This is a genomic window from Streptomyces filipinensis (assembly GCF_014649495.1).
Taxonomy (GTDB): domain Bacteria; phylum Actinomycetota; class Actinomycetes; order Streptomycetales; family Streptomycetaceae; genus Streptomyces; species Streptomyces filipinensis.
In genome coordinates this window covers 598,349-623,488 of the sequence record NZ_BMTD01000002.1, presented here as the reverse complement: position 1 = coordinate 623,488, position 25,140 = coordinate 598,349, and the positions used below count along the sequence as shown (strand labels likewise).

Below are 25,140 nucleotides of genomic sequence, written 5' to 3'. Positions count from 1 at the left end.
AACACAAGAGCTCGGGCAGGCGTCCGAGACGGTCGACCGCACAGGTGACGATTCCGTACCAGCCTGGAGGCTCAAGGTGACGCGCATCAGCTGCGGAGGGCGGTCATGACATCCGTCCTCGTCTGCGACGACTCCCCGCTTGCCCGAGAAGCGCTCCGCCGCGCGGTCGCGACCGTGCCCGGCGTCGAGCGCGTGACGACGGCGGCCAACGGCGAGGAAGTCCTCCGCCGCTGGGGCGCCGACCGCTCCGACCTCATTCTGATGGACGTGCGCATGCCCGGCCTGGGCGGCGTGGAAACGGTGCGCCGGCTGTTGTCCGCCGACCCCGGCGCGCGCATCATCATGCTCACCGTCGCCGAGGACCTCGACGGCGTGGCCCTCGCGGTCGCCGCCGGCGCCCGGGGCTACCTGCACAAGGACGCCTCGCGCGCGGAGCTGCGGGCCACGGTCACGCAGGCACTGGCCGACCCCACCTGGCGGCTCGCCCCGCGCCGCCTGCGGTCGGCCGAGATGGGTGCCGCGCCGACGCTCACCGCGCGTGAGATCCAGGTCCTGGAGGGCATGAGCCACGGCCGCTCCAACGCCGAGATCGGCCGCGAGCTGTTCCTCTCCGAGGACACCGTCAAGACGCACGCGCGGCGCCTGTTCAAGAAGCTCGGCGCCTCGGACCGGGCCCACGCCGTGGCGCTCGGCTTCCGCTGGGGACTGGTCCGGTAGGCAGTGCCCAGCCCTGCGGGGCAGGCGGGGCCGGCCGCCCCCGGGCGTCACTCCCGGAGCCGGACGCGTATCCGCCTCCCCTGGCAGCAGTGGGGCGCCCCATCGGCGCGGGAACCTCGGGAAGCGCACCTGACAGGAGCCTCACGGCACCCGGGTGAACTGCCGCGCTCCGCGCACCCGGCCCGGACGCTGACACCGCCGACACCGCCGGCTCCGCGACTTGGGGCGGCTTCGACGGTCCTGCGGCCTGGGGTGGCTTCGGTGGCCCCGCAGCTCATGGCGGCTTCGGCCGGCCCGGGCCGTGTGGCGCCCGCGGCGGTCTCCCGTCTTGCGGGAGCTTGGGTGGTCCCGGGCCGTGTGGTGGCCTCGGGGCTCCCGTGTTCTGGGGCGGCTTCGGTGGTTCCGTGTCCTGCGGGGGCTTGGGTGGTCCTGGGCCTTGTGGCGCCCCGGGTGGCCTCCCGTCTTGGGGAGGCTTCGGTGGTCCTGGGCCGTGTGGTGCCTGCGGTGGTCCCCCGTCTCGTGGGGGCCCGGGTGGTCGCGGGTCGTGTGGTGGCCTCGGGTCCGCGTCTCGCGGGGGCCTCGGGGGTGCCGCGTCTCGGGGCGACCTCGTGGGTTCCGTGTCCCGTGGTGGCTTCCAGGGCCGCGGGTCCGGTGGTGGCTTGGGTGGTCGCGGGGCGGCGGGGTCTGGGGGTGGGCGGGGCAGTGGGTCTCGTTGGGCTGTTCGGGTCGTGTGACGACTCGAACCGGGCCATGGCGCACGCGCCGATGCATTCCGGGCTCCCGGCGCCGCCGCGGGTGCCGCCGGGGTCGCGCTCCGGCGGGGCGTGCCTCGGCCGTGCGCGGGAGCGGGGTGCTTCCGGTGTCGAAAGCCGCACCGGCGGGCACGCGCGCGTGCGTGGCCGTGCGGGGCGCCGGCTCCGGAGCGGGCGCGCATGCCGGGTGTCCGGCCGTGGCGTCCTCGGCTCCGGCGTCGTACCGCCGTGCCCTCAGGGCCGCCCCGGTTGCCCGTGGAGGCGGCCGTGAGGGGCCTTCGGCGGGTGGACCCGGTCACACCCGGGGAGGTGGGGGGCAGGTCGCCGGACGGGTGGCCGGCCGTACCCGGGCACGGAGATCCACTGTGGGAACACCCGTGGTCGGCACCGCTGGACGAGGAACGCGGCGCACCGGGCCGGGCTGTCCGCGGCCCCGGCGTGCGACTCCGTCGGACGCTTCGGAGGGCGCGGCGCAAGGCGGCCCACCGAACGCGCGCTGCTCGTTTCGGCGCGGATGCCGCATCCTTGAGATGTGGAGTCTCTCGGGGACGAGTCGGTCGAGGTGAAGGGGAGGGCGCAGGGGATGAGTGCCGGCGCACTTGCTCATAACGCTTCGGTGCACAACCACGAGCACGATGCGACGGACCGGACGGCCGCAAGGCACCATGGACCGATGCGCGACGACGAGGCGGGCACGGCCCACGGGGCGATCGGTGCGCTCGTGCATCGCGCCGTCGACGGGGACGAGCAGGCCACGCACGATCTGCTCGCTCATGTCCACCCGCTGGCGCTGCGCTACTGCCGTACCCGGCTGTCCCGGCTGCCCGGCGACGCGCGTCACTTCGTCGAGGACCTGGCCCAGGAGGTCTGTGTCGCGGTCCTGCTCGCGCTGCCCCGCTACCGGGACACCGGCCGCCCCTTCGAGGCGTTCGTCTTCGCCATCGCCTCCCACAAGGTCGCCGACCTCCAGCGCGCCGCCATGCGCCACCCGGGCTCCACGGCGGTGCCCTCCGACGAGATGCCGGAACGCCCCGACGACTCCCTCGGCCCCGAGGAGCGCGCCCTGCTCAGCAGCGACGCCGAGTGGGCCAAGAAGCTGCTGGCCAACCTCCCGGAGAACCAGCGCGAACTGCTGCTGCTGCGCATCGCCGTGGGCTTGACCGCGGAGGAGACGGGGCAGATGTTGGGAATGTCACCCGGCGCGGTCCGGGTCGCCCAGCACAGGGCACTGAGCCGGCTCCGGGCGCTCGCCGAGCAGTAACACCCTTGGGGCGCGGCCCCTGTCGTCCGCTCGCGGATCCTGTTGAACACGCTCGCTTCCGTTTCCGTACGAACATACGAAGCCTGAAGTGAGCCCTTACCGTGGAATTTGCTAGCGATGCTTCCCGTTAGCATGGACATCCGCACCGATCAAGGCCATTTGGGGAAGGTGTCATGACTGCCAACGTCGACGGAGTGCCCGGTAAATTCGCGACACTCGGGCTGACCTACGACGACGTGCTGCTGCTGCCGGGCTCGTCGGACATGGCGCCCGACGACATCGACACCGCCTCGTACGTCTCCAAGAACGTGCGGGTCAACATCCCGCTGCTGTCCGCCGCGATGGACAAGGTCACCGAGTCGCGCATGGCGATCGCGATGGCCCGCCAGGGCGGCGTCGGCGTGCTGCACCGCAACCTGTCCATCGAGGACCAGGCCAACCAGGTCGACCTGGTGAAGCGCTCCGAGTCCGGCATGGTGACCGACCCCATCACCATCCACCCGGAGGCCACGCTCGCCGAGGCCGACGCGCTGTGCGCCAAGTTCCGCATCAGCGGCGTCCCGGTGACCGACGGCGACAAGAAGCTCCTGGGCATCGTCACCAACCGTGACATGGCCTTCGAGAGCGACCGCAGCCGCCGCGTGCACGAGGTCATGACCCCGATGCCGCTGGTCACCGGCAAGGTCGGCATCTCCGGCCCGGAGGCCATGGAGCTGCTGCGCAAGCACAAGATCGAGAAGCTGCCGCTGGTCGACGGCGAGGGTGTCCTCAAGGGCCTGATCACCGTCAAGGACTTCGTCAAGGCCGAGAAGTACCCGAACGCCGCCAAGGACGCGGACGGCCGTCTCCTGGTCGGCGCGGCGGTCGGCGTGGCCGGTGACGCCTTCGAGCGCGCCCAGGCCCTGATCGAGGCCGGTGTCGACTTCATCGTCGTGGACACCGCGCACGGCCACTCCCGCCTGGTCGGGGACATGATCGCCAAGATCAAGTCGAACTCCGCCGGCGTCGACGTCATCGGCGGCAACGTCGCCACGCGCGACGGCGCCCAGGCCCTGGTCGACGCGGGTGCCGACGGCATCAAGGTCGGGGTCGGACCGGGCTCCATCTGCACCACCCGTGTGGTAGCCGGCGTCGGCGTCCCGCAGGTCACCGCGATCTACGAGGCCGCGCTCGCCGCCAAGGACGCCGGTGTCCCGGTGATCGGCGACGGCGGTCTGCAGTACTCCGGCGACATCGCCAAGGCCCTGGTCGCGGGCGCCGACACGGTGATGCTCGGCTCGCTGCTCGCGGGCTGCGAGGAGTCCCCGGGCGAGCTGCTGTTCATCAACGGCAAGCAGTTCAAGTCGTACCGCGGCATGGGCTCGCTGGGCGCCATGCAGACCCGCGGCGACCGCAGGTCGTTCTCCAAGGACCGCTACTTCCAGGAGGGTGTCGCCTCCGACGAGCAGCTGATCCCCGAGGGCATCGAGGGCCAGGTGCCCTACCGCGGCCCGCTGTCCTCCGTGGTCCACCAGCTGGTCGGCGGCCTGCGCCAGTCGATGTTCTACGTCGGCGGCAGGACGGTCCCGGACCTTCAGGCCAACGGCCGCTTCGTGCGGATCACCTCGGCGGGTCTGAAGGAGAGCCACCCGCACGACATCCAGATGACGGTCGAGGCGCCCAACTACAGCAGCAAGAAGTGACGCCCACGCGCGCGTGAGCTTCCGCAACGGCGGTCCCGGAGCATCCGGGGCCGCCGTTGCCGTACCTGCGGAGGGCTTCTGCCGCGGGCGTCGGCGATACTGGAAGGCGCTGCAACGCATAGGGAAAGGCCACAGACGTGACTGAGATCGAGATCGGGCGCGGCAAGCGCGGCCGCCGGGCGTACGCCTTCGACGACATCGCCGTCGTCCCCAGCCGCCGTACGCGGGACCCGAAGGAGGTCTCGATCGCCTGGCAGATCGACGCCTACCGCTTCGAGCTGCCCTTCCTCGCCGCCCCCATGGACTCGGTCGTCTCCCCGGCCACCGCGATCCGCATCGGCGAGCTGGGCGGCCTCGGCGTGCTCAACCTCGAAGGCCTGTGGACCCGGCACGAGGACCCGCAGCCGCTGCTGGACGAGATCGCCGGGCTGCCGGCCGAGCAGGCGACCCGGCGCCTCCAGGAGATCTACTCCGCCCCCATCAAGGAGGAGCTGATCGGCGCGCGCATCAAGGAGGTGCGCGACTCCGGCGTGGTCACGGCCGCCGCGCTCTCCCCGCAGCGCACCGCGCAGTTCTCCAAGGCGGTCGTGGACGCGGGTGTGGACATCTTCGTCATCCGCGGTACGACGGTCTCGGCGGAGCACGTCTCGTCCGCGCACGAGCCGCTGAACCTGAAGCAGTTCATCTACGAGCTGGACGTCCCGGTGATCGTCGGCGGCTGCGCCACCTACACCGCGGCCCTGCACCTGATGCGGACCGGCGCGGCCGGTGTCCTGGTCGGCTTCGGCGGCGGCGCCGCCCACACCACGCGCAACGTGCTGGGCATCCAGGTGCCGATGGCGACGGCCGTCGCCGACGTGGCCGCGGCTCGCCGTGACTACATGGACGAGTCCGGCGGGCGGTATGTGCACGTGATCGCGGACGGTGGCGTGGGCTGGTCCGGCGACCTGCCCAAGGCGATCGCCTGCGGCGCGGACGCGGTGATGATGGGCTCCCCGCTGGCGCGCGCCACGGACGCGCCGGGCAAGGGCCACCACTGGGGCATGGAGGCGGTCAACGAGGAGCTGCCCCGCGGCAAGAAGGTCGACCTCGGCACGGTCGGCACCATCGAGGAGATCCTCACCGGCCCGTCCCACACCCCCGACGGTTCGATGAACTTCTTCGGCGCCCTGCGCCGCGCCATGGCCACCACCGGCTACAGCGAGCTGAAGGAGTTCCAGCGGGTCGAGGTGACGGTCGCGGACAGCCAGCACCGCCGCTGACCCGTGCGACGCGAAGGGCCCGGCCACCGTCAGCGGTGGGCGGGCCCTTTCTTGTGCGGGCGCGGGTCTACTGGGCGGCCTTCCTGGAGCCCGAGAACGCGGCTGCCGCGCCGATGGCCAGGAACAGGAAGGTCAGCGGGTCGGAGTCCTTCTTCCAGACCTCCTGGACGCCGCTGAAGTGCTTGAAGAAGATCTCGTTGAAGCTGACGTCGAAGTGGTTGGCGATGATGATCGCGTCGCCGACCAGCTGGCCGAGGTAGACCGCGCCGAGCGCGAGGACGGCGCTCAGGACGGGCAGGGCCGGGTTGCGGCCGCCCGCCTTGCCGGCCGCGAGGCCGATGACGAAGCCGACGCCGACGGCCGCGTAGCCGATCTCGTGCTTGGTGGCGCCGGCGATGACGCCGTAGAGCGCACCGGCGACCACGGCGGCGACGAGGGCGGCGACCAGGCCCAGGACCAGGTTGCTCCGGACCGGGGCGGGCGGCGCCGGCGGCGCGGCGAAGGCGCCCGGCTGCGGCGGGTACGGCGCTCCCGGGACGGGGGCCGGGGCCTGCTGGGCGTACGGGTTGGCGCCCAGCGGACCGGACTGCGGCGGCTGAGGCGGCGGCGCTGACTGGCTCATGACAGAAATCCCCCCGAGGTGGAGCACGACTGGATCACGGAAACGGAAGAGGCCCGCGCATCCGTGTGCGGCGGGTCCGGGGGAGACTAACAGCCGGGGACGACAGGGCCCCCGGCCGTTTTCCGTTCGTGACCGGGCTCAGAGCCGGTGCGCCGCCCCGGTGGGCGTGGCGCCGCGCGTGTCCAGCAGCAGCTGGGCCTTCACGGACAGCCCCTGCAGGTCGTAGGTCCGGTGGTGCTGGAGCAGGATGGTCAGGTCGGCGTCGGCGGCGGCCTCGTAGAGCGCGTCCGCGCGCGGGACCGGGCGGTCCAGGACGTTCCAGGAGGCCACGTGCGGGTCGTGGAAGCTCACGGAGGCGCCCAGCTCCATCAGCCGGGCCGCGATCTCCTGGGTGGGTGTGCCCTGCAGGTCGGCGAGGTCGGGCTTGTAGGTCACGCCGAGCAGCAGTACGCGCGCGCCCCGGGCGGACTTGCCGTGCTCGTTGAGAAGGGCCGCCGCGCGCTGGACGACGTACCGCGGCATCCGGCTGTTGACCTGCTGGGCCAGTTCCACCATGCGCAGGGTGCGGGTGGCGTGGCCGGTGAGGTCCTGCGGGACGCCGTGTCCGCCGACGCCGGGTCCGGGCCGGAAGGCATGGAAGCCGAACGGCTTGGTCTCCGCGCAGCGGATCACGTCCCACAGGTCGACGCCCAGCTCGTGGCAGAGCACGGCCATCTCGTTGACCAGCGCGATGTTGACGTGCCGGAAATTGGTCTCCAGCAGCTGCACCGTCTCGGCCTCGCGCAGACCACGCGCGCGTACCACCTTGTCGGTGAGCCGGCCGTAGAAGGCGGCGGCCGACTCGGTGCAGGCGGGGGTGAGGCCGCCGATGACCTTGGGGATGTTGGCGGGGGTGTGGTCGCGGTTGCCGGGGTCGATCCGGCTGGGGGAGTAGGCGAGGTGGAAGTCGCGGCCGGCGCGCAGCCCGGAGCCCTTCTCCAGCAGGGGCCGCAGGAACTCCTCCGTCGTGCCGGGCAGCACGGGTGACTCCAGGATGACCGTGGTGTGCGGGCGGAGCCGTTCGGCGAGGGTGCGGGCGGACGCCTCGACCTGGCCGAGGTCGAGCCCGCCGTCGGCGCCGCGCGGGGTCGACGCGCAGATCACCGCCGTGCGCACCCGGCCGAGCTGGGCCGGGTCGGTGCCCGGCCGGAAGCCCGCCGCGTGCATCCGGCGCAGTTCGGCCGCGCTGAGCGAGCCCGCCTCGGGGCCGGTCGCGTAGCCGATGGTGGCGACGCCTGCGGCGACGGCGGCCTGGGCGAGCGGCAAACCGTAGGGGCCGAGTCCGATGACGGCGAGGTCTGAGGGCATGCGTGGGCCGTCCTTCCCAGTAGCCGAAGCGGAACAGGTACGCAACCGCTGCCGACAGGATGAGCGAGTGCTCTGTCAGACTAGGTACATATATGACCGTTATGTCTGATTGTGTCCGTGTGTCTTTCAGGGTTGTGTGCAAGTTGTCCACAGGTTGGGAGTCCGTGGTGGCTGAAGTCGGGCAACGCGGTCAGAATTTGGGCATGAGGAGGGGGTGAACCGGGCTTCGCCCGCCGGGTGCGGCCGACGCGAGCGAGTGTGCGACAGCGGGAGGCAGCGGTGAGGACAGCGACTCTGGGGCCGGCGCAGCGCGCAGAGGCACTGGCGGCGATGGCGGAGCGCGAGCTGGACGTCCTGGTGACGGGCGCCGGGGTCGTCGGCGCGGGCACCGCCCTGGACGCCGTGACCCGCGGTCTGTCCACCGGTCTGGTCGAGGCCCGCGACTGGGCGTCCGGGACCTCCAGCCGGTCCAGCAAACTCATCCACGGCGGTCTGCGCTATCTGGAGATGCTCGACTTCGCCCTCGTCCGCGAGGCCCTGAAGGAGCGCGGACTGCTCCTGGAGCGGCTCGCCCCGCACCTGGTCAAACCGGTGGCGTTCCTCTATCCGCTGCAGCACAAGGGCTGGGAGCGGCTGTACGCGGGCTCGGGCGTGGCCCTGTACGACGCGATGTCCATGGCCCGCGGACACGGCCGGGGCCTGCCCATGCACCGCCATCTGTCCCACCGTCACGCCCTGCGCGTCGCCCCCTGCCTGAAGAAGGACGCCCTGGTCGGAGCCCTGCAGTACTACGACGCCCAGGTGGACGACGCCCGCTTCGTGGCCACCCTGGTGCGCACGGCGGCGTCCTACGGCGCCAAGGTGGCCAACCGCGCGCGCGTGACCGGGTTCCTGCGCGAGGGCGAGCGGGTCGTCGGCGCCCGGGTGCAGGACGTGGAGGGCGGCGGGGAGTACGAGATCCGCGCCAAGCAGATCGTCAACGCGACCGGCGTGTGGACCGACGACACGCAGGCCATGGTGGGCGAGCGCGGCCAGTTCCACGTCCGCGCCTCCAAGGGCATCCACCTGGTCGTGCCCAAGGACCGCATCCACTCCAGCAGCGGTCTGATCCTGCGCACCGAGAAGTCCGTCCTGTTCGTCATCCCCTGGGGCCGGCACTGGATCATCGGAACCACCGACACCGACTGGGACCTCGACAAGGCCCACCCGGCCGCGTCCAGCGCCGACATCGACTACCTGCTGGAACACGTCAACTCGGTGCTCGCGGTGCCGCTCGGGCGCGACGACGTCCAGGGCGTGTACGCCGGGCTGCGCCCGCTGCTCGCCGGGGAGTCCGACGCCACCAGCAAGCTGTCCCGCGAGCACACCGTCGCTCACCCGGCGCCCGGGCTCGTGGTCGTGGCGGGCGGCAAGTACACCACCTACCGGGTGATGGCGAAGGACGCCGTCGACGAGGCCGTGCACGGCCTGGACATGCGGGTCGCCGACTGTGTGACGGAGGAGACCCCGCTGCTCGGCGCGGAGGGCTACCATGCGCTGTGGAACGCGCGCGCACGGACCGCCGCCCGCACCGGACTGCACGTGGCCCGCGTGGAGCACCTGCTGAACCGGTACGGCTCCATGTCCGAGGAGGTCCTGGACCTCATCGCCGCCGACGCCGCCCTGGGCGAGCCCCTGTCCGCCGCCGACGACTATCTGCGCGCCGAGGTGGTGTACGCGGCCTCGCACGAGGGCGCCCGGCACCTGGACGACGTCCTCACCCGCCGCACCCGCATCTCCATCGAGACCTTCGACCGGGGCACCCGCAGCGCTCGCGAGGCGGCCGAGCTGATGGCGCCTGTCCTCGGCTGGGACAAGGACCAGATCGAGCGCGAGGTCGAGCACTACGAGAAGCGCGTGGAGGCCGAGCGGGAGTCCCAGCTCCAGCCCGACGACCAGACGGCCGACGCGGCGCGGCTCGGCGCACCGGACATCGTGCCGCTCAGCTGAGCGGGCGCGCGCCCGCCCGGTTCCCCGGCCGGCGTCATGGCGCTCCGTCATGACGGGAGCGCACAGCGGAGCCGTACCTTCCGCTCGCGTCGGGCAGCCGGGGCCGCCGACAGCCGAACAGTCGTCATCCCCGCGTGAGAAACGTGCACTTCGCCCGGCTTCCGGCACGTTGGCCCCGCCGCGGCGAGGGGCCCTGGGCGTTGAGCACTTGTCGAGTGAGAGACAATGGAGGCTCTGTCAGGGCGGGTTGTATGAGGGGACGCATGTCGGAGGCGGAGCGGGCGGGAACATCTCGTCAGGAGACTCGTCAGGACAAGAGCGGGCGTCGTCTACTCGCCGGGCGGTACCGGCTGGGAGACGTACTGGGCCGGGGCGGAATGGGCACCGTCTGGCGTGCCGAGGACGAGACCCTGAGCCGGACGGTCGCCGTCAAGGAGCTGCGGTTCCCGTCGAACATCGACGAGGAGGAGAAGCGGCGCCTGATCACGCGCACCCTGCGCGAGGCCAAGGCGATCGCCCGGATCCGCAACAACAGCGCGGTGACGGTCTTCGACGTGGTCGACGAGGACGACCGGCCCTGGATCGTCATGGAGTTGGTGGAGGGCAAGTCCCTCGCCGAGGTCATCCGCGAGGACGGCCTGCTGGAGCCGAGGCGCGCCGCCGAAGTGGGCCTCGCCGTCCTCGACGTGCTGCGCGCCGCGCACCGCGAGGGCATCCTGCACCGCGACGTGAAGCCGTCCAACGTGCTCATCGCCGAGGACGGCCGGGTCGTGCTCACCGACTTCGGCATCGCGCAGGTCGAGGGTGACCCGTCCATCACCTCCACCGGCATGCTCGTCGGCGCCCCGTCCTACATCTCCCCGGAGCGCGCCCGCGGTCACAAGCCGGGCCCGGCGGCCGACCTGTGGTCGCTCGGCGGCCTGCTGTACGCCGCGGTCGAGGGCGTCCCCCCGTACGACAAGGGGTCGGCGATCGCCACCCTCACCGCGGTGATGACCGAGCCCGTGGAGGAGCCCAAGAACGCGGGCCCCCTCAAGGACGTCATCTACGGCCTGCTCACCAAGGACCCGGCCCAGCGGCTCGACGACGCCGGCGCCCGGGTCCTGCTCAACACGGTGCTCCACGCGCCCGAACCGGAGTCCCTGGACGCCACGCGGGTGGTTCCGCTGCCCGCACAGCCCGGGCTGTCCGAGGGCCGGCGCGGCGAGGAGGCGGCGGACAAGCTGCGCGGCGCGCTGCGATCGGTCCGCAAGGCGGCCGGGGCGGCGGCCACCGCCGCGGCGTCGGCGCGGACGAAGAACGGCGGCGACACGAGCGAGCCGGGTGCCGGCGGAGCGGCGGGCGCGGGCGGTGCCACGGCCGGTGGGGCGCGCCCGGTGCCCTCCGGCGGGGCGCGGCCCGGCTCCTCCACGCGGTCCGGCGCCGGATCCGCCGGACGGCCGGGCGGACCGGCCTCGGGTGCCGCCCGTGTGCCGAACTCCAGCGCGAACAAGCCGAGTTCGGGCTGGCCCGTGATGCCCCCGCCGGACCTGGACCTGCCGCCGCGACCGGTGCCGAGAGCGCCGCTGACCGACGTGGTGCCCAGGCGCACACTGCTGATCATCGCCGTGGTGATCGTCCTCGCCGTGCTCGGCACCATCCTGACCATCGTGCTGAACAGCGGCGACGGCAAGGACGGCAAGAGCGGCGCGGCCAAGGCGGCCGCCAGCGCCAGCGCGTCCACCAAGCAGGACAAGGGCGGCAGGACGACGGCCGGCGGGACACGGACGGACGGGGCGGCCCCGTCCGCGGCCGGCACCGGTGCCGCGTCCCGCACGGTCGGCGCGAGCGCGTCCACCGGCGACACCTCCGGCACGTCCGGCTCCAGGGGCGGCGGGAGCGCGCCGGCGGTGTCGACCCGCAAGGGCGGCCAGGGGTACTCGATCGGGCTGCCCAAGGGGTGGTCGTACCAGTCCACCGGTGGTGCGGGCGACCGTTACACCGGTCCCGACGGGCAGAAGCTGCTCATCGGCTGGACCGGCAGCCCCAAGGACGACCCGGTGGCGGACTGGGAGAACCAGGAAGGCTACATGGAGCGTTCCCAGTACCACCGGATCCGCATCGAGAAGGTGGACTACCGCGGCTGGAACACGGCCGACTGGGAGTTCACCTACGTCGACGGCGGCACCGGCTACCGCACCATCGACCGCGGGTTCGTGGTCGACGGCCACCTCGGTTACGGACTGATGTACACCGCGAAGTCCGCGAAGTGGGACAGCGCGCTGCGCAAGGACACCTGGAAGACGCTGACGACGACCTTCACGCCCAAGTCGTAGACGGCGGACGCCGGTTTGGGGCGTGAGAATCCGTCATCCACTCAATGCGGGTTGCCTCCGGCACGTATCGTGAATGGTTGCGGACCGTACGCAGCCGGATGTGTGTGCGGAACGGGTCGCGAGGCGAACGGATGTGACCGACCGGGCGGCCGGGGGAGGCAAAGTGGAGGACTACGCGGGTCGGGTGCTCGCCGACCGCTACCGCCTGCCGTTGCCGCCCGCCGAGGAGTACGAACTCACCGAGACCCGCGCCTTCGACACCTACAGCGGCCAGGACGTGCTCGTCCGGCAGGTGCCGTTGCCGGAGGTCGTCGAGGCGGAGGTGCTCGACGCGGAGGGCCTGCCCGAGGGGTTCACCGCGCGCGAGCGCGGCACCCGGCGGGCGCCGGACGCCCGGAGCGCCACCCGGCGGCCCGCCGATCCGGCCGTGCGGCGCGCCGTGGAGGCCGTGCAGGCGGCGGCCCGCATCCCCGACCATCCGCGCCTCGACCAGGTCTTCGACGTCTTCGCCGAGGGCGGCTCGCTGTGGATCGTCAGCGAGTTGGTGGCCGCGCGCCCGCTGTCCGCGCTGCTCGCCGAGCAGCCGCTGTCGCCGTACCGGGCGGCCGAGGTCGCCTCCGACGTGCTCATGGCGCTGCGGGTGCTGCACGCCCATGGCTGGGTGCACCGCAACGTCACCGCGCGCACGGTGCTGGTGTGCGACGACGGCCGGGTGATGCTGACCGGCCTCGCCGTCGGCGCCGCGGAGGAGGCGTTGTGCGGGTACGACCCGGTGCCGCCCGAGGACGGCACGGGAGAGGGCGCCCCGGGTGCCGCGCACGCCGTGGGCGGAGCCGGGACAGCGCCGGCCGAGCCCGGCGCCGGCAGCGCCGCGCGACCGGCGCCGACTCCGTTCGCCGGGGGGCGGGGCGCTTCTTCCGGTTCGGGCGGCCGGCCGAGTGGCGCGGTGGCCGGAGCGGGACCGGTTCCCGCCGCCGACGTCGATCCCGAGGCCGCGCGCCGGGCCGCGATCCAGGCGCGGGCGGCCGGAGCGCTGCCGGGGGCGAACGGGGCCTCCGGAGGCACCGCTGTGCCCCGCCCGGCGGGGCAACCGCCCCTGGAGAGCGGCGCGGACATCCGTGCCGCCCGCGCCGGGGCCATCGCCGCGTACCGCGCGGGTGCCCGTGCCGCCGCCCGGGTCCAGGAGGCCCGTCAGGGCGGCCGCGCCGCCCTGCCAGGGGCCCGGCCCCCCGCCGAGGACGGCGCCGGTACCGAAGAGACCGACGGCACGGCACCGCCCCACCCCGCCGGGCCGACCCCGCCCGGCCGCGTCGCCGACCCCTACGGGGTCCACCCCTCGGAGCCGAACGGTGCTTCCCTGGGGCCGGGTGTCCGCGGTGGCTTCCCGGAGCTGGATGAGGGCCGGCAGCGCCATGGTGGGGCTGGAGACCCCGCGGAGCTGAACGGTGCCTCCCCGGGCCCGGGTGCCCCGGGCGACTTCCCGGACATGGGCGGGGGTTGGCAGCGCCCCGGTGGGGACGGTGGCTCTTCGGAGCTGAACGGCGCCTCTGCGCGTCCCGGCGCGGCGGGTGGCTCTTCCGGGCTGAACGGTGCCTGTGCGGGGCCGCGGGACGGTGGCGGTTTCCGGGATCCGAGCGGTGCCTTCCCGGGCTCCGGGAGCCCGGAGCCGGGCGGCGGTGTGCGGCGGCCCGTGCCGCCCCCGCCGGGCCGACGCTCCGCGTACCCGTCCGTTCCCGGGCAGGCGTCCGTACCGGGTCACACGTGCGTGCCCGGGCAGGCGTCCGTACCAGGGCAGGCGTCCGTACCGGGTCACACGTCCGTGCCCGGGCAGGCGTCCGGGCAGGGGACCGGCACCGGACGCGGGCGGCAGGCCGGTGACCCGCTCTCCCCGGTCACAGGTCCTGGTCCCGGTCCCGCCCACGTCCAGGGCCGCCCCGATTGGGACGGCGCCGGGGCGGCCGTGACAGGTGCCCGGCGTGGGCCCGGCACCGCGTTGGCGGCCGAGCGGGCGCGGCAGGTGCGGATGACCGTCGTCGGGCCGGTGACCGAGCGGTGGGCGCCGGAGCAAGCCGTCCCCGTGCACGAGAACTGGCAGCTGGCGGCGCCGATCGGGCCCGCGACCGACCTGTGGGCGCTCGGGGCGCTGCTGTTCCGCGCCGTACAGGGGCACGCCCCGTACCCGGAGGAGTCGACGGCCGAGCTGGTGCAGCTGGTGTGCGCCGAGCCGCCCGCCTTCGCCGAGGAGTGCGGTCCGCTGCGGCCGGTCGTGGAGTCACTGCTGCGCCAGGACCCCACCGAGCGCCTGGACGTCGAGGAGCTGAACGGCTGGCTGCGCTCGCTGGTGCGCTCCGCGCCCGAGCCCGACGCCGGCACCCATGTCGTACCCGTGCCGCCCGCCGACCCCAGTCGGCTGCCGATCGTCCGGCGCCGCGGGGAACTGGTGCGCCGTCGCCGCGCCGGACTCCCCGCGGCCCCCGCGCACGGCCGGCACAAGCGGGCCCGGGAGGAGGGCCGTTCCCCGCGCCGCCTCGGCCGGACCCTGCTTCTGCTGATCCTGCTCCTGCTGGCCGGCGCGATCGCCTACGCGATGCTGTTCATGCCCAGACAGGGGGAGAACGGGGCCGCGGGCGGCGACCGCACCGGCACCGCGGGGGAGGCGAGTCCCGCGCCCTCACACACCCGGCAGCAGCCCTCCCCGGGGCAGAGCGCGCCGGAGAGCAGCGCGCCCGCCACCGAGACCCAGACCGGCGGCGACCCGTCCGTCGCCGACGGCTTCACCCTGCGCAAGGACCCGGACGGCTTCCAGGTGGCCGTCGCCAAGGGCTGGGACCGCACGCCGAAGAACGGCAGCGGCCAGGTGCTCTACGCACACGGGAACTTCGAGCTGATCGTCGTCCCCGGACGGGACAGCGCCGCGACGTACGGCAGCGACCCGATGCGCTACCAACGGGACAAGGAACGCGAACTCCAGCCGTACCGCGACTCCAGCTGGGCCACGGCCACCGGCCTGCGCACCATCGAGGTGGGTGGACGGACCATGGCCGAGGGCCAGTTCACCTGGACCGACGGGCAGGGCCACGACCTGTTCGTACGCAACATGGCGATCCTGCTGAACGGCCGCTACCACATCGTCCAGGTCCGCGGCCCGGAGGCCGACCGGGACGAGGTGACGCAGCTCTACGAGCAGGCCACGGCGACGTACCGCTACACGCGTTGAGCGCCCTGTACACAGGGGCGGCGACAACCGTCACAGTGGTGTCACCTTGGGACCCCGCTGGTTCCCTGTTGGTGGACCGGTCCTTAACCTGACCCTGTCAAGAGCATTGCGGGGCAACGTGAATCAGATGCAGGGCCTGCTCATAGCGGGCCGCTACCGGCTCGCCGATTCGATCGGCAGCGGCGGCATGGGCCGGGTGTGGCGCGCCCACGACGAGGTGCTGAACCGGACGGTCGCCGTCAAGGAGTTGACCGCCGCACTCTACGTCTCCGACAGCGACCGGGCCGTCCTGCTCGCCCGGACCCGGGCGGAGGCCCGCGCCGCCGCGCGCATCAACCACTCCGCGGTCGTCACCGTGCACGACGTCCTCGAACACGACGGCCGCCCGTGGATCGTCATGGAGCTGGTCGAGGGCAATTCGCTGGCCGACGCGGTGAAGGAACGGGGGCGCGTCGAGCCGCGGGAGGCCGCGCGCATCGGCCTGTGGGTGCTGCGGGCGCTGCGCGCCGCGCACTCCGCCGGCGTACTGCACCGGGACGTCAAGCCCGGCAACGTCCTCCTCGGCCGCGACGGCCGGGTGCTGCTCACCGACTTCGGCATCGCCCAGATCGAGGGCGACTCCACCATCACGCGCACCGGAGAGGTCGTCGGCTCGGTCGACTACCTCGCGCCGGAACGGGTGCGCGGCCACGACCCGGGCCCGGCCTCGGACCTGTGGGCGCTCGGCGCCACGCTGTACACGGCGGTCGAGGGCCGTTCGCCGTTCCGCCGCACCTCACCGCTGGGCACCATGCAGGCGGTCGTCGAGGAGGACGCCGACGAGACGCGCCACGCCGGTGCGCTCGGCCCCGTCATAGCCTCCCTGCTGCGCAAGGAACCGGACCGGCGGCCGGGTGCGGAGCAGGCGGAACAGATGCTCGCCGAGGCGGCCGAGGGCCGCCACCCGGCCCAGCCGTTCATCCCGAACCAGGGCTCGGGCGTGCACACCCCCGGGACGAGCCGTTCGTCCGCCTCGGGCCACGGCTCCACGGGGACCACCGCGGGCTACGGCTCCCCCGGCTACGACCCCGGCGCGACCACCCCGGGCTACGGCCCCGGAGCGCCGGCGGGCCCGGGTCGTTCCGCGACCGGGCCGACGGCCGTGGCGCCCACGCCCCCGAGCGCGGCGGGCGGCCCGGCGACGGCCCGGCCCCGTCCCCGGCGCAGGCTGCGCACCCTCGCGCTCGTCACCGCCGCGGCGGCGGTGCTCGGCGGCGGCGCGGCCGTGGCCTTCCAGGAGTGGGGCGGCATGGAGCAGGACACGGGCACGAGCGGGGGTGCGGGCCCGGCCACCGCGCCGGCCTCCGCGAGCGGCAGCGCCGCGCCGCGCCCCGCCGGAACGGTTCCCGCCTCGTGGAAGCGCTACGACGACAAGTGGGGCTTCAGCATCTACCTGCCCAAGGGCTGGTCGCGGAAGGTCGTGGGGGGCACACCCAGCGTCCCCTCCCTCCGGCAGGTCGACTACACGCCCGACGGCGGCAAGCACTTCGTCCGTATCGCCCTCGACACCGCACCGGACTTCAAGGACGCCTACTCGCACCAGGTCAACCTGGAGGAGCAGGTCAGCCGGCGGCTGGTCGGCTACCACCGCGTCCGGCTGCAGAAGAACATCTACCGCGACCTCGGCGGCTCGGTCTGGGAGTACACCTGGACCGCGCTGCCGAAGGACACGCCGTTCCCGGGACCGCGGCGCGCCGTCGAGGAGACGTACATCTCCTGGAAGGGCAACGAGTACGCGATCTACCTCTCGTCGCCCGCGGCGGACTGGGCGACGACCAGCAAGCAGTTCAAGGCGGTTCTGCAGGGCTGGCAGCAGCCGAAGGACGGCTGACGACGGCTGATACGGCCGAAAAACGCTGGTCGATCGGCCCGGCTTGGCCGATCGGCGCCCCGGAGCGCATGGGTCCGGTGCGGCATGATGGGGCCCATGGGGACCGAGGGCGCCGACTTCCGGGTGATCGCGGGCCGTTACCGTCTGGAGGCACGCATCGGGCGTGGCGGCATGGGAGTCGTGTGGCGGGCCCTCGACCAGGTGCTGGGACGGCGTGTCGCGGTCAAGGAACTCCTCCCGGACGACTCCCTCGCCGAGGACGACGCGCGGCGCCGCCGGGACCGTACGTTCCGTGAGGCACGGGCGGTCGCCCAGTTGCGCCACCCGCACATCATCGTCGTGCACGACGTGGTGGAGCAGGACGAACGTCCTTACCTGGTCATGGAGTTGGTCGACGGAGGCTCGCTCGCCGACCGGATCGCGCGACAGGGACCGGTCGACGCCGCCGAGGCCGCGCGGATCGGCGTCGCCCTGCTCAGCGCGGTGCGCACCGCGCATGAGGCGGGGGTGCTGCACCGGGACATCAAGCCCGCGAACGTCCTGATCGAGTCCGGAACCGGCCGGGTGGTGCTGACCGACTTCGGTATCGCGCAGGTCGCGGGCGCCACCACGCTCACCGAGACCGGCTCCTTCGTCGGCTCGCCCGAATACACCGCACCGGAGCGGATGTCGGGGCTGCGCACCGGGCCGGAGTCCGACCTGTGGTCGGTGGGCGCGCTGCTGTGCACGGTGCTCAGCGGCGAGTCGCCCTTCCGGCGCGACTCGCTCGGCGGCATCCTGCACGCCGTGGTCGCCGCCGACATCCGGCCCCCCGCCGAGGCGGAGCCCCTGCTGCCGGTCGTCCGGGGGCTGCTGGAGCGCGACCCCGACCGGCGGCTCGGCGCGGCACCGGCCGAGCAGATGCTGCGGACGTTCCTGGAGACGGGCCGGACACCGCAGGCACCGGGCCCGCCCGGCAACCCGGCCGCGGGGCACGCCCACCGGACGGGCCGGACGCCGAGGCCCCGGACGGCGGCGAGTCGTACGCCGCACGCCGCCACGCCGTACACCCCCACCGAGCCGGCCCTTCCGCACCAGACACCACAGCCGCCCACCGCGTCCGGACCGACGGCCGAGCCCCCGGCCCGGACGTCCCCGCGCGGGCTGCTGCTCGCGGCCCTGCTGATCGCCGCGCTCGCCGGGGCCGGTGTGTCAGCGGCGGCGCTGCTGCTGCACCGGGACGGGGGCGGCGGCAGCCCCGGCGGCACGGCGACGTCCCCGGCGACCGGGAGCGGGACGCGTCCGGCGTCGCCGCCGGCCTCGCCCCCGGCACCCGGCACCGCCGTGCCGGCGCCCACCGCGACACGCCCGACGGTCACCGGTCCCGCCTCGACCGGCTCGCGCACCGCGCCCTCCGGCTACCGCACCGCCCGGGATCCGGCCGGCTTCTCCCTCGCCGTGCCGCAGGACTTCATCCGCAGTCCGCAGGGCGAGCGCGTCTTCTACCTCTCGCCCGGCCAGACCTACCGCCTCGGCGTGAAGGTGACCGGTCCCCAGCCGGGCGGCCCGCGGGGCGCGCTGGAGCGGTCGGCCGCGGGCGGGTCCGCCACCAACCCCGGCTACCGCGACGGCCGGGTCACCTCCGCCACGCACGCCGGACATCCGGCCGCGCTGTGGGAGTTCACCTGGGACGGCTTCAGCGCGGCGGAGGGCCCGCGCCACACCTACGACCTGTGCTGGCAGGAGGCCGGGCGGATGTACGACGTGTGGGTGTCGGCGCCGGTTGGCAAGGTGCGGGAGGCGCGGGAGTACTTCGACGTGGCGGTCGACACCTTCCGGGCGGGCTCCTGACCGGCCGCTCGGTCACGGGTGTGTGACCGGTTCGCGTTCCCGGTGGCTGTCGGCACCGGTGGCGCGCTATGGATGGTCCATGAGCAGTGACGGGGGAGTCGGTCATGGCACCGACGACACGACGAGTTTTGTCCTGCGACCGCCACGGCAGCAGCCGCGGGTACCGTCGCATCCACAGCCGGACGCCGTCCCGGCCCCGTCCCCGCAGCAGGAGGCGGGTGCCGGACGGCTGGTCGCCGGCCGGTACCGGCTGCTCGGCAAGCTGGGCCATGGCGGGATGGGCACGGTGTGGCGGGCCAAGGACGAGACAGTGGACCGGGAGGTCGCCGTCAAGGAGCCCCACGTCCCGGACCACCTTCCCGAACGGGAACGCGCCAACGCCTTCGAGCGCATGCGCCGTGAGGCCCGTGCGGCGGCCCGGCTGGACCACCCGGCGGTGGTGAACGTCCACGACGTCGCGGTCGTCGACGGCCGGCCCTGGATCGTGATGGAGCTGGTGCACGGCCGCACCCTCGGCGACGTCCTGCAGGAGGGCACGCTGGGCGCGCGCGAGGCGGCCAGGATCGGCCTCCAGGTGCTCGGCGCCCTGGAGGCGGCGCACGCGGCGGGCGTCCTGCACCGCGACGTCAAGCCCGACAACGTCCTGCTCGGCCGGCACGACCGGGTGGTCCTCACCGACTTCGGGATAGCCCGGATCGAGGGCGACACGCGGCTCACGGACACCGGCGGCTTCGTCGGCTCGCCCGAGTACGTCGCCCCGGAGCGGGTGCTGGGCCAGCGGCCCGGCCCGGCGAGCGACCTGTGGTCGCTGGGGGTGCTGCTCTACGCGGCCACCGAGGGCGTCTCGCCGTTCCGCCGCAGCAACACCCCGGCCACGCTGCAGTCGGTCCTCAACTCCACCCCGGCCGCGCCCGCGTCCGCCTCCGGCCCGCTGGCCGAGGTCATCGACGGACTGCTGCGCAAGGACCCCGCGCAGCGGCCGCCGGCCGACCGGGTCCGGGCGCTGCTGGAGGAGGCGGCACGGCCGCCGGCGCCCCCGGCTCCGACGCAGCCCAGCCTGCTGCCGCCCGCGCCCGGCCGCTCCCTGCGCCCTCCCCGCGCGGTGTGGCTGGGCGCGGGCGCGGCGCTGGTCGCGGCGGCGGTGGCGGTGTACCTCGTCCTCGCCGACCCCTTCGCCGGCCCGCTGCCCGACGGCTGGGCGAGGAAGCCGGAGGCGAAGCTGGGCGCCACGGTCGCCGTGCCCTCCGGTTACCGGGCCGTCAGACCCGACAAGGACGCCACCGACAAGAACTGGGTGACGTACGAGGACTCCAGCGGCAGTGTCTGGGTCGAGCTGCACCTGGCCCGGAAGGCGGACGACGCCCTGCACGAGATCAAGAACAGCGCGCGGTCCCAGATGTACGCCGACGACGAGAAGTTCCGCACCGACGGCGAGTACACCCTGGACATGCCCAAGGGCGCGCGGACCCACCCGGACGACACCGCCACGTACCACGGCCGGCAGGCCGCGAAGAACACCGTCGGCTACCGCACCGACGACAGCGAGAACCCGCGCCCGCGCGAGGTGCAGATCTTCTACTACCGCACCGGCGGCGGAGACATGTACACGCTCACCGTCGGCTATCCGGACCGGAGCGACTTCACGGCACGCGGCCGGGAGGTGGCCAGGGCGGCGATCGCCAACCTGGACGTCACGAAGCCCTGACGCGCGAGGCGTTCAGGTTCCGGTACCGGCCCGGGGTGATCCCGAACTCCCGGCTGAAGGCGTGCGAGAGGGCGTACGGGCTGCCGTACCCGGTCTCCCGCGCCACCGTCGCGAGCGGCGCGTCGGAGGTGCGCAGCCGGGTCGCCGCCAGCGTCAGCCGCCACCAGGTGAGGTAGGCCATCGGCGGCCGTCCGACGAGGGAGGTGAAGCGGCGGGCGAGAGTGGCGCGGGAGACACCGGCCTCGGCGGCGAGGCGGCCGGCCGTCCAGGGAGCCGCCGGATCCGAGTGCAGGGCGCGCAGCGCGGCCGTCGTGACCGGGTCGCCCAGCACCGCCGGCCAGGCGCCCGTCTCCGCCCGGTCCATCCAGGCGCGGACCATGTAGACCAGCAGGAGGTCCAGCAGGCTCGGCAGGGCCAGGCAGCCGCCCGGCCGTCGTGCGTCCAGCTCGCCGGCCAGGAGGCCGACGGCGGTGCGCAGTTCGGGATGTTCGCCGCCCAGGTGGGGCAGGTGCACCACCTGGGGCAGCTCCGCGAACAGCGGGTGCGTACGGCTGCGGTCGAGGCGGTACTTGCCGCACAACAGCTCCACCTCGGGCCCGGGCCCGGCCGGCCCCGCGTCCGTGTCCCGTACGTCCTCGAACGGCACCGCCCGCCGCACCTCGGCCGCCCCGGCCGCCGTGTCGGCCAGCACATGGCCCGCCCCGTGCGGCAGCAGCACCACGTCCCCCGGGCCCAGGCGCACCGGGTCGCCGCCCCCCTCCGGCAGCAGCCGGCACGCGCCGCTCAGCACGACATGGAAGCCCGCCCCCTCGTACGGGGACAGCCGCACGCACCAGGAGCCTCTCACCCGCAGCCGGTTCGACGAGGGCTCGCCCACCCGGACCGCGGAGATCGCGTCGCTCAGCACATCCATGAGACGACAGCGTATTGGAACGAGCCGAATGAGCATGGGGATGCTCACGTCCTGCTCCTAGGGTGATCACCATGGCTGATGACCAAGTGCAGAGTTTTGTGATCGGTGACGTCGAGGTGCTCCGCATCATCGAGTGGCGGGGGCCGCACGTGCCCGGCGGCACCCTCGTCCCGGACTGCCCTCCGGAGGTGTGGAGCAGTCACGAGGAGCAGCTGGTCCCCGACCACCGGGAGGCCGGCGGTGACCGGGCGGTGGTGGCGCTGCAGACCTGGGTGGTGCGCGGCGGCGGCCGCACGGTGGTGGTCGACACCGGCGTCGGCAACGGCCGGGAACGGCCCGGCAACCCGCTCTTCCACCGGCGGCAGGGGGACTTCCCGGACCGGCTGGCCCGGGCCGGCGTGGACCCGCGGGAGGTCGATGTCGTGGTCAACACGCACCTGCACGGCGACCACGTCGGCTGGAACACCGTGGACGCGGGCGGGGAATGGGTGCCGACCTTCCCGCACGCCCGCTACCTCCTGCCGGCCGCCGACGACCGCCACTTCGGCCCGGCGGGCGGTTACGCGGGCGGGGCGCGCCCGATCGACCGGCTCGTCTACGAGGACAGCGTGGCGCCCGTACACCGGGCCGGGCAGGCCGTGCTGTGGGAGGACGAGTACCGGATCGACGAACACCTCGTCCTGGAGGCGGCGCCCGGTCACACCCCCGGCTCGTCCGTCCTGCGCGTCGAGTCCCGGGGTGAGCGGGCCGTGTTCGTCGGGGATCTGCTGCACAGCCCGGTGCAGATCCTGCACCCCGAGTGCAGCAGCTGCTTCTGCCTCGATCCGCGGCAGGCGGCCGCGACCCGGCTGCGGGTGCTGGAACGCGCGGCGGCCGAACGGGAGTTGGTCGTCCCGGCGCACTTCGGCGGTGCCGGTGCGGTGGAGGTGAGGAAGGCCGAACACGGCTTCACCCTGCACCGCTGGGCGGTCTGACCCCCGCTTCGACAACGGCGTGGTGCACACGGTACTCATGTGACATGAGTGGAGACGGCGAACACCCGCCCGACGCACGTCTGATCGGCGGCCGCTACCGGCTGGCCGGACGCCTCGGCTCGGGGCCCACCGGAACCGTCTGGCGGGCCCGGGACGAACAGCGGCAGGGCCGCCGGGTCGCCCTCAAGGAGCCGTCGCTGCCCGGCGATCCGGCCGACGACGAGGACAGCCGCCGTATCGCCCACCGGCTCTACCGGGAGGCACGCGCCGCCGCCCGGGTGCGCCATCCCGCCGCCGTCACGGTGTACGACGTCGTCACCGAGGGCCATGTCCCCTGGATCGTCATGGAACTGGTGGCGGGCGAGTCCCTGCGGGAGGTCCTGCGCCGCGGGCCCCTCCCGCCCGCCGAGGCCGCCCGCGTCGGGCTCGCCGTCCTCGGCGCCCTGCGGGCCGCGCACGCCGTCGGCATCGTGCACCGGGACGTCAAACCGGCCAACGTCCTGCTGGAGTCCGGGACCGGGCGGGTGGTCGTCACCGACTTCGGCACCGGCGACGGGCATCCGGCAGAGGCGCCCGCCGGGTTCGTCGCGCCCGAGCGGGCCGCGGGCCCCGGCGCGGGCCCGGCCTGCGACCTGTGGTCGCTGGGTGCCCTGCTCCGGGCCGCCCTGGGGGACGCCGACCCGGGCTCGCTGGGTCCACTGCTGGACCGGCTGCGTGCCGAGCGGCCCGAGGAGCGCCCGGCCGCCGAGGCCGTCACGGAGACGCTGCGCGCGTACCTCGGGCTCACGCCGGTACCGGACCCGCCGGAGCCGTCGTCCGCGCCCGCCCCGCCGCCTCCGGAACCCCGGCGGCGGACCCCGCGCACCGCGCTCGGGCTGCTCCTGGCGAAAAAAGCCGGACTCGAATGATCGTTCTGCTCGCGACCGTGTCAACGCCCTGATCAGCACATTCTCTGCCAGTGATCACTGGCGGCATGTGAGCACTCGGTGAATCCGCGTTACCGACGGGTACACAAAGACTCCGCCCCGGCATACCCTGCGCGTCATGACGGACACGCAGGCCCCGGACAGCACCGGCACCAACCCCCTCGCGCCCGCCCCCGAGGGCGTCCGCACCGCCGCCGACGTGGTCACCCCGGAACTGGTGGCCCAGCTCACCAAGGGCGTCACCGGCTCCGGCCGCACCGCCAACCACACCCCGTTCACCGGCGACAAGCTGGCCGACCTGCCCGAGTCCACCCCCGAGGACGTACAGAAGGCCTTCGAGGCGGCCCGCGCCGCGCAGGCCGTGTGGGAGCGGACCCCGGTGCGGCAGCGGGCCGCCGTCCTGCTCCGCTTCCACGACCTGGTGCTGCAGCGGCAGGCCGAGGTGCTCGACCTCATCCAGCTGGAGACCGGCAAGGCCCGCCTGCACGCGCACGAGGAGGTGCAGGCCGTCGCGGTCGCGGCCCGCCACTACGGCCGCCGGGCCGCCGCCTATCTGAAGCCGAAGCGGCACACCGGCGCCGTCCCCACGCTCACCAAGGTCACCGAACTCCGCCACCCGCGCGGGGTCGTGGGCCAGATCGCCCCCTGGAACTACCCCCTGGAGCTGTCCGTCGGCGACGCGCTGCCCGCGTTCGTCGCCGGCAACGCGGTCGTGATGAAGCCGGACACCGAGACCTGCCTCACCGCCCTGTGGGCCCGTGACCTGCTCATCGAGGCCGGCCTGCCCGAGGGTGTCTTCCAGGTCGTGCTCGGCGAGGGCCCGGTCGTCGGCCCCGAGGTCGTCAAGCACGCCGACTACGTCTCCTTCACCGGCTCCACCCGCACCGGCCGCGAGGTCGCCCAGGGCGCCGCCGCCCGCCTGGTCGGCGTCTCGCTCGAACTCGGCGGCAAGAACGCCATGCTGGTCCTGGACGACGCCGACCTCGAAAAGGCCGCCGCCGGCGCCGTACGCGCCTGCTTCTCCTCCGCCGGACAGCTCTGCATCTCCATCGAGCGGCTGTACGTCCACGAGTCGGTCGCCGACGCCTTCCTGGAGCGCTTCGCCGCCCGCACGAAGGCGATGCGGCTCGGCAACTCCCTCGCCTACGGCGCCGACATGGGCTCGCTGGTGGGGGAGCGGCAGCTCAAGACCGTCGAACGGCATGTCGAGGAGGCCGTCGCCAAGGGCGCGAAGGTCGTCGCGGGGGGCAAGGCCCGTCCCGACATCGGCCCCTACTTCTTCGAGCCGACCATCCTCGACGGCGTCGAGGACTCCATGGCCGTCTGCGAGGAGGAGACCTTCGGTCCGGTCGTCTCGGTCTACCGCTTCACGACCGACGACGAGGCCGTCGAGCGCGCCAACGCCACGCCGTACGGCCTGAACTCCTCCGTCTGGACGAAGAGCGCCGCGCGCGGCCGGGACGTCGCCGCCCGCCTGCGCACCGGCACGGTCAACGTCAACGAGGGCTACGCGCCCGCCTACGGCAGCGTCCAGTCCCCGATGGGCGGCATGAAGGACTCCGGCCTCGGCCGCCGTCACGGCTCCGAGGGCATCCTCAAGTACACGGAGGCCCAGACGGTCGCCCAGCAGCGGCTGCTGCCGATGGCGCCGTCGCTGGGTATGGACGACGAGGGCTACGCCCGGTTCATGAGCACGAGTCTGCGGCTCATGAAGGCATTCCGGTTCCGCTAGAAACACCCGTTCTCGACGAGGAGAGC

At 73.7% G+C, this 25,140-nt stretch carries 16 protein-coding genes; 13 read left to right on the top strand and 3 right to left on the bottom strand.

Annotated features, from left to right (window positions below; genetic code table 11):
* Positions 1-105: 105 nt before the first annotated feature.
* From IE244_RS07790 to IE244_RS07775, 4 genes are all read left to right on the top strand, one after another.
* Positions 106-717 carry a response regulator transcription factor gene (locus tag IE244_RS07790; protein ID WP_003948568.1) on the top strand — a complete coding sequence of 204 codons (612 nt, stop codon included), beginning with the start codon at positions 106-108 and terminating at the stop codon, positions 715-717.
* 1,425 nt (positions 718-2,142) lie between these two features.
* Positions 2,143-2,730, top strand: a complete 588-nt coding sequence (locus IE244_RS07785; protein WP_030641278.1) for a sigma-70 family RNA polymerase sigma factor — start codon at positions 2,143-2,145, stop codon at positions 2,728-2,730.
* Between the two features lie 173 nt (positions 2,731-2,903).
* Positions 2,904-4,412, top strand: a complete 1,509-nt coding sequence (guaB, locus tag IE244_RS07780; protein WP_191871887.1) for an IMP dehydrogenase — start codon at positions 2,904-2,906, stop codon at positions 4,410-4,412.
* A gap of 137 nt (positions 4,413-4,549) precedes the next feature.
* Positions 4,550-5,674 carry a GuaB3 family IMP dehydrogenase-related protein gene (locus IE244_RS07775; protein ID WP_191871885.1) on the top strand — a complete coding sequence of 375 codons (1,125 nt, stop codon included), beginning with the start codon at positions 4,550-4,552 and terminating at the stop codon, positions 5,672-5,674.
* A 67-nt stretch (positions 5,675-5,741) separates the two neighbouring features.
* On the opposite strand, the gene IE244_RS07770 is transcribed toward IE244_RS07775, so the two are convergent.
* Both IE244_RS07770 and IE244_RS07765 read right to left on the bottom strand, forming a co-directional pair.
* The gene (locus IE244_RS07770) at positions 5,742-6,296 is read right to left on the bottom strand and encodes a hypothetical protein (protein WP_191871883.1); all 555 of its coding nucleotides are present in this window, start codon (positions 6,294-6,296) and stop codon (positions 5,742-5,744) included.
* A 138-nt stretch (positions 6,297-6,434) separates the two neighbouring features.
* Positions 6,435-7,643 (bottom strand): nucleotide sugar dehydrogenase, encoded by a 1,209-nt coding sequence (locus IE244_RS07765; protein WP_191871881.1) that lies wholly within the window; start codon positions 7,641-7,643, stop codon positions 6,435-6,437.
* 279 nt (positions 7,644-7,922) lie between these two features.
* On the opposite strand from IE244_RS07765, the gene IE244_RS07760 reads away from it, so the two are divergent.
* The 6 genes from IE244_RS07760 to IE244_RS07735 all read left to right on the top strand — a co-directional run bounded on the left by IE244_RS07760 (position 7,923) and on the right by IE244_RS07735 (position 20,569).
* Positions 7,923-9,632: a glycerol-3-phosphate dehydrogenase/oxidase gene (locus IE244_RS07760; RefSeq protein ID WP_191871871.1), complete on the top strand. Its 1,710-nt coding sequence runs from the start codon at positions 7,923-7,925 to the stop codon at positions 9,630-9,632.
* A 263-nt stretch (positions 9,633-9,895) separates the two neighbouring features.
* Positions 9,896-11,947: a serine/threonine-protein kinase gene (locus IE244_RS07755; RefSeq protein WP_191871869.1), complete on the top strand. Its 2,052-nt coding sequence runs from the start codon at positions 9,896-9,898 to the stop codon at positions 11,945-11,947.
* 163 nt (positions 11,948-12,110) lie between these two features.
* Complete coding sequence (locus IE244_RS07750) at positions 12,111-15,164, top strand: serine/threonine kinase C-terminal domain-containing protein (RefSeq protein WP_191871867.1); 3,054 nt, start codon at positions 12,111-12,113, stop codon at positions 15,162-15,164.
* Between the two features lie 127 nt (positions 15,165-15,291).
* Positions 15,292-17,034 (top strand): serine/threonine-protein kinase, encoded by a 1,743-nt coding sequence (locus IE244_RS07745; RefSeq protein WP_191871865.1) that lies wholly within the window; start codon positions 15,292-15,294, stop codon positions 17,032-17,034.
* Between the two features lie 96 nt (positions 17,035-17,130).
* On the top strand, positions 17,131-18,864 hold the full coding sequence (locus tag IE244_RS07740; protein WP_191871863.1) for a serine/threonine-protein kinase: 1,734 nt from the start codon (positions 17,131-17,133) through the stop codon (positions 18,862-18,864).
* 79 nt (positions 18,865-18,943) lie between these two features.
* Positions 18,944-20,569: a serine/threonine-protein kinase gene (locus IE244_RS07735; protein WP_191871861.1), complete on the top strand. Its 1,626-nt coding sequence runs from the start codon at positions 18,944-18,946 to the stop codon at positions 20,567-20,569.
* Here the strand turns inward: IE244_RS07735 and IE244_RS07730 are convergent.
* Positions 20,556-21,482: an AraC family transcriptional regulator gene (locus tag IE244_RS07730; RefSeq protein ID WP_191871860.1), complete on the bottom strand. Its 927-nt coding sequence runs from the start codon at positions 21,480-21,482 to the stop codon at positions 20,556-20,558. The genes IE244_RS07735 and IE244_RS07730 overlap by 14 nt on opposite strands.
* Before the next feature lie 71 nt (positions 21,483-21,553).
* Here IE244_RS07730 and IE244_RS07725 point away from each other — a divergent pair, with 71 nt between their 5' ends.
* From IE244_RS07725 to IE244_RS07715, 3 genes are all read left to right on the top strand, one after another.
* Complete coding sequence (locus IE244_RS07725) at positions 21,554-22,456, top strand: MBL fold metallo-hydrolase (RefSeq protein ID WP_191871859.1); 903 nt, start codon at positions 21,554-21,556, stop codon at positions 22,454-22,456.
* A gap of 44 nt (positions 22,457-22,500) precedes the next feature.
* Positions 22,501-23,364 (top strand): serine/threonine-protein kinase, encoded by an 864-nt coding sequence (locus IE244_RS07720; RefSeq protein ID WP_191871858.1) that lies wholly within the window; start codon positions 22,501-22,503, stop codon positions 23,362-23,364.
* Between the two features lie 136 nt (positions 23,365-23,500).
* Entirely contained in the window at positions 23,501-25,114 is a 1,614-nt protein-coding gene (locus IE244_RS07715; RefSeq protein WP_191871857.1) for a succinic semialdehyde dehydrogenase, read from the top strand.
* Positions 25,115-25,140 lie beyond the last annotated feature (26 nt).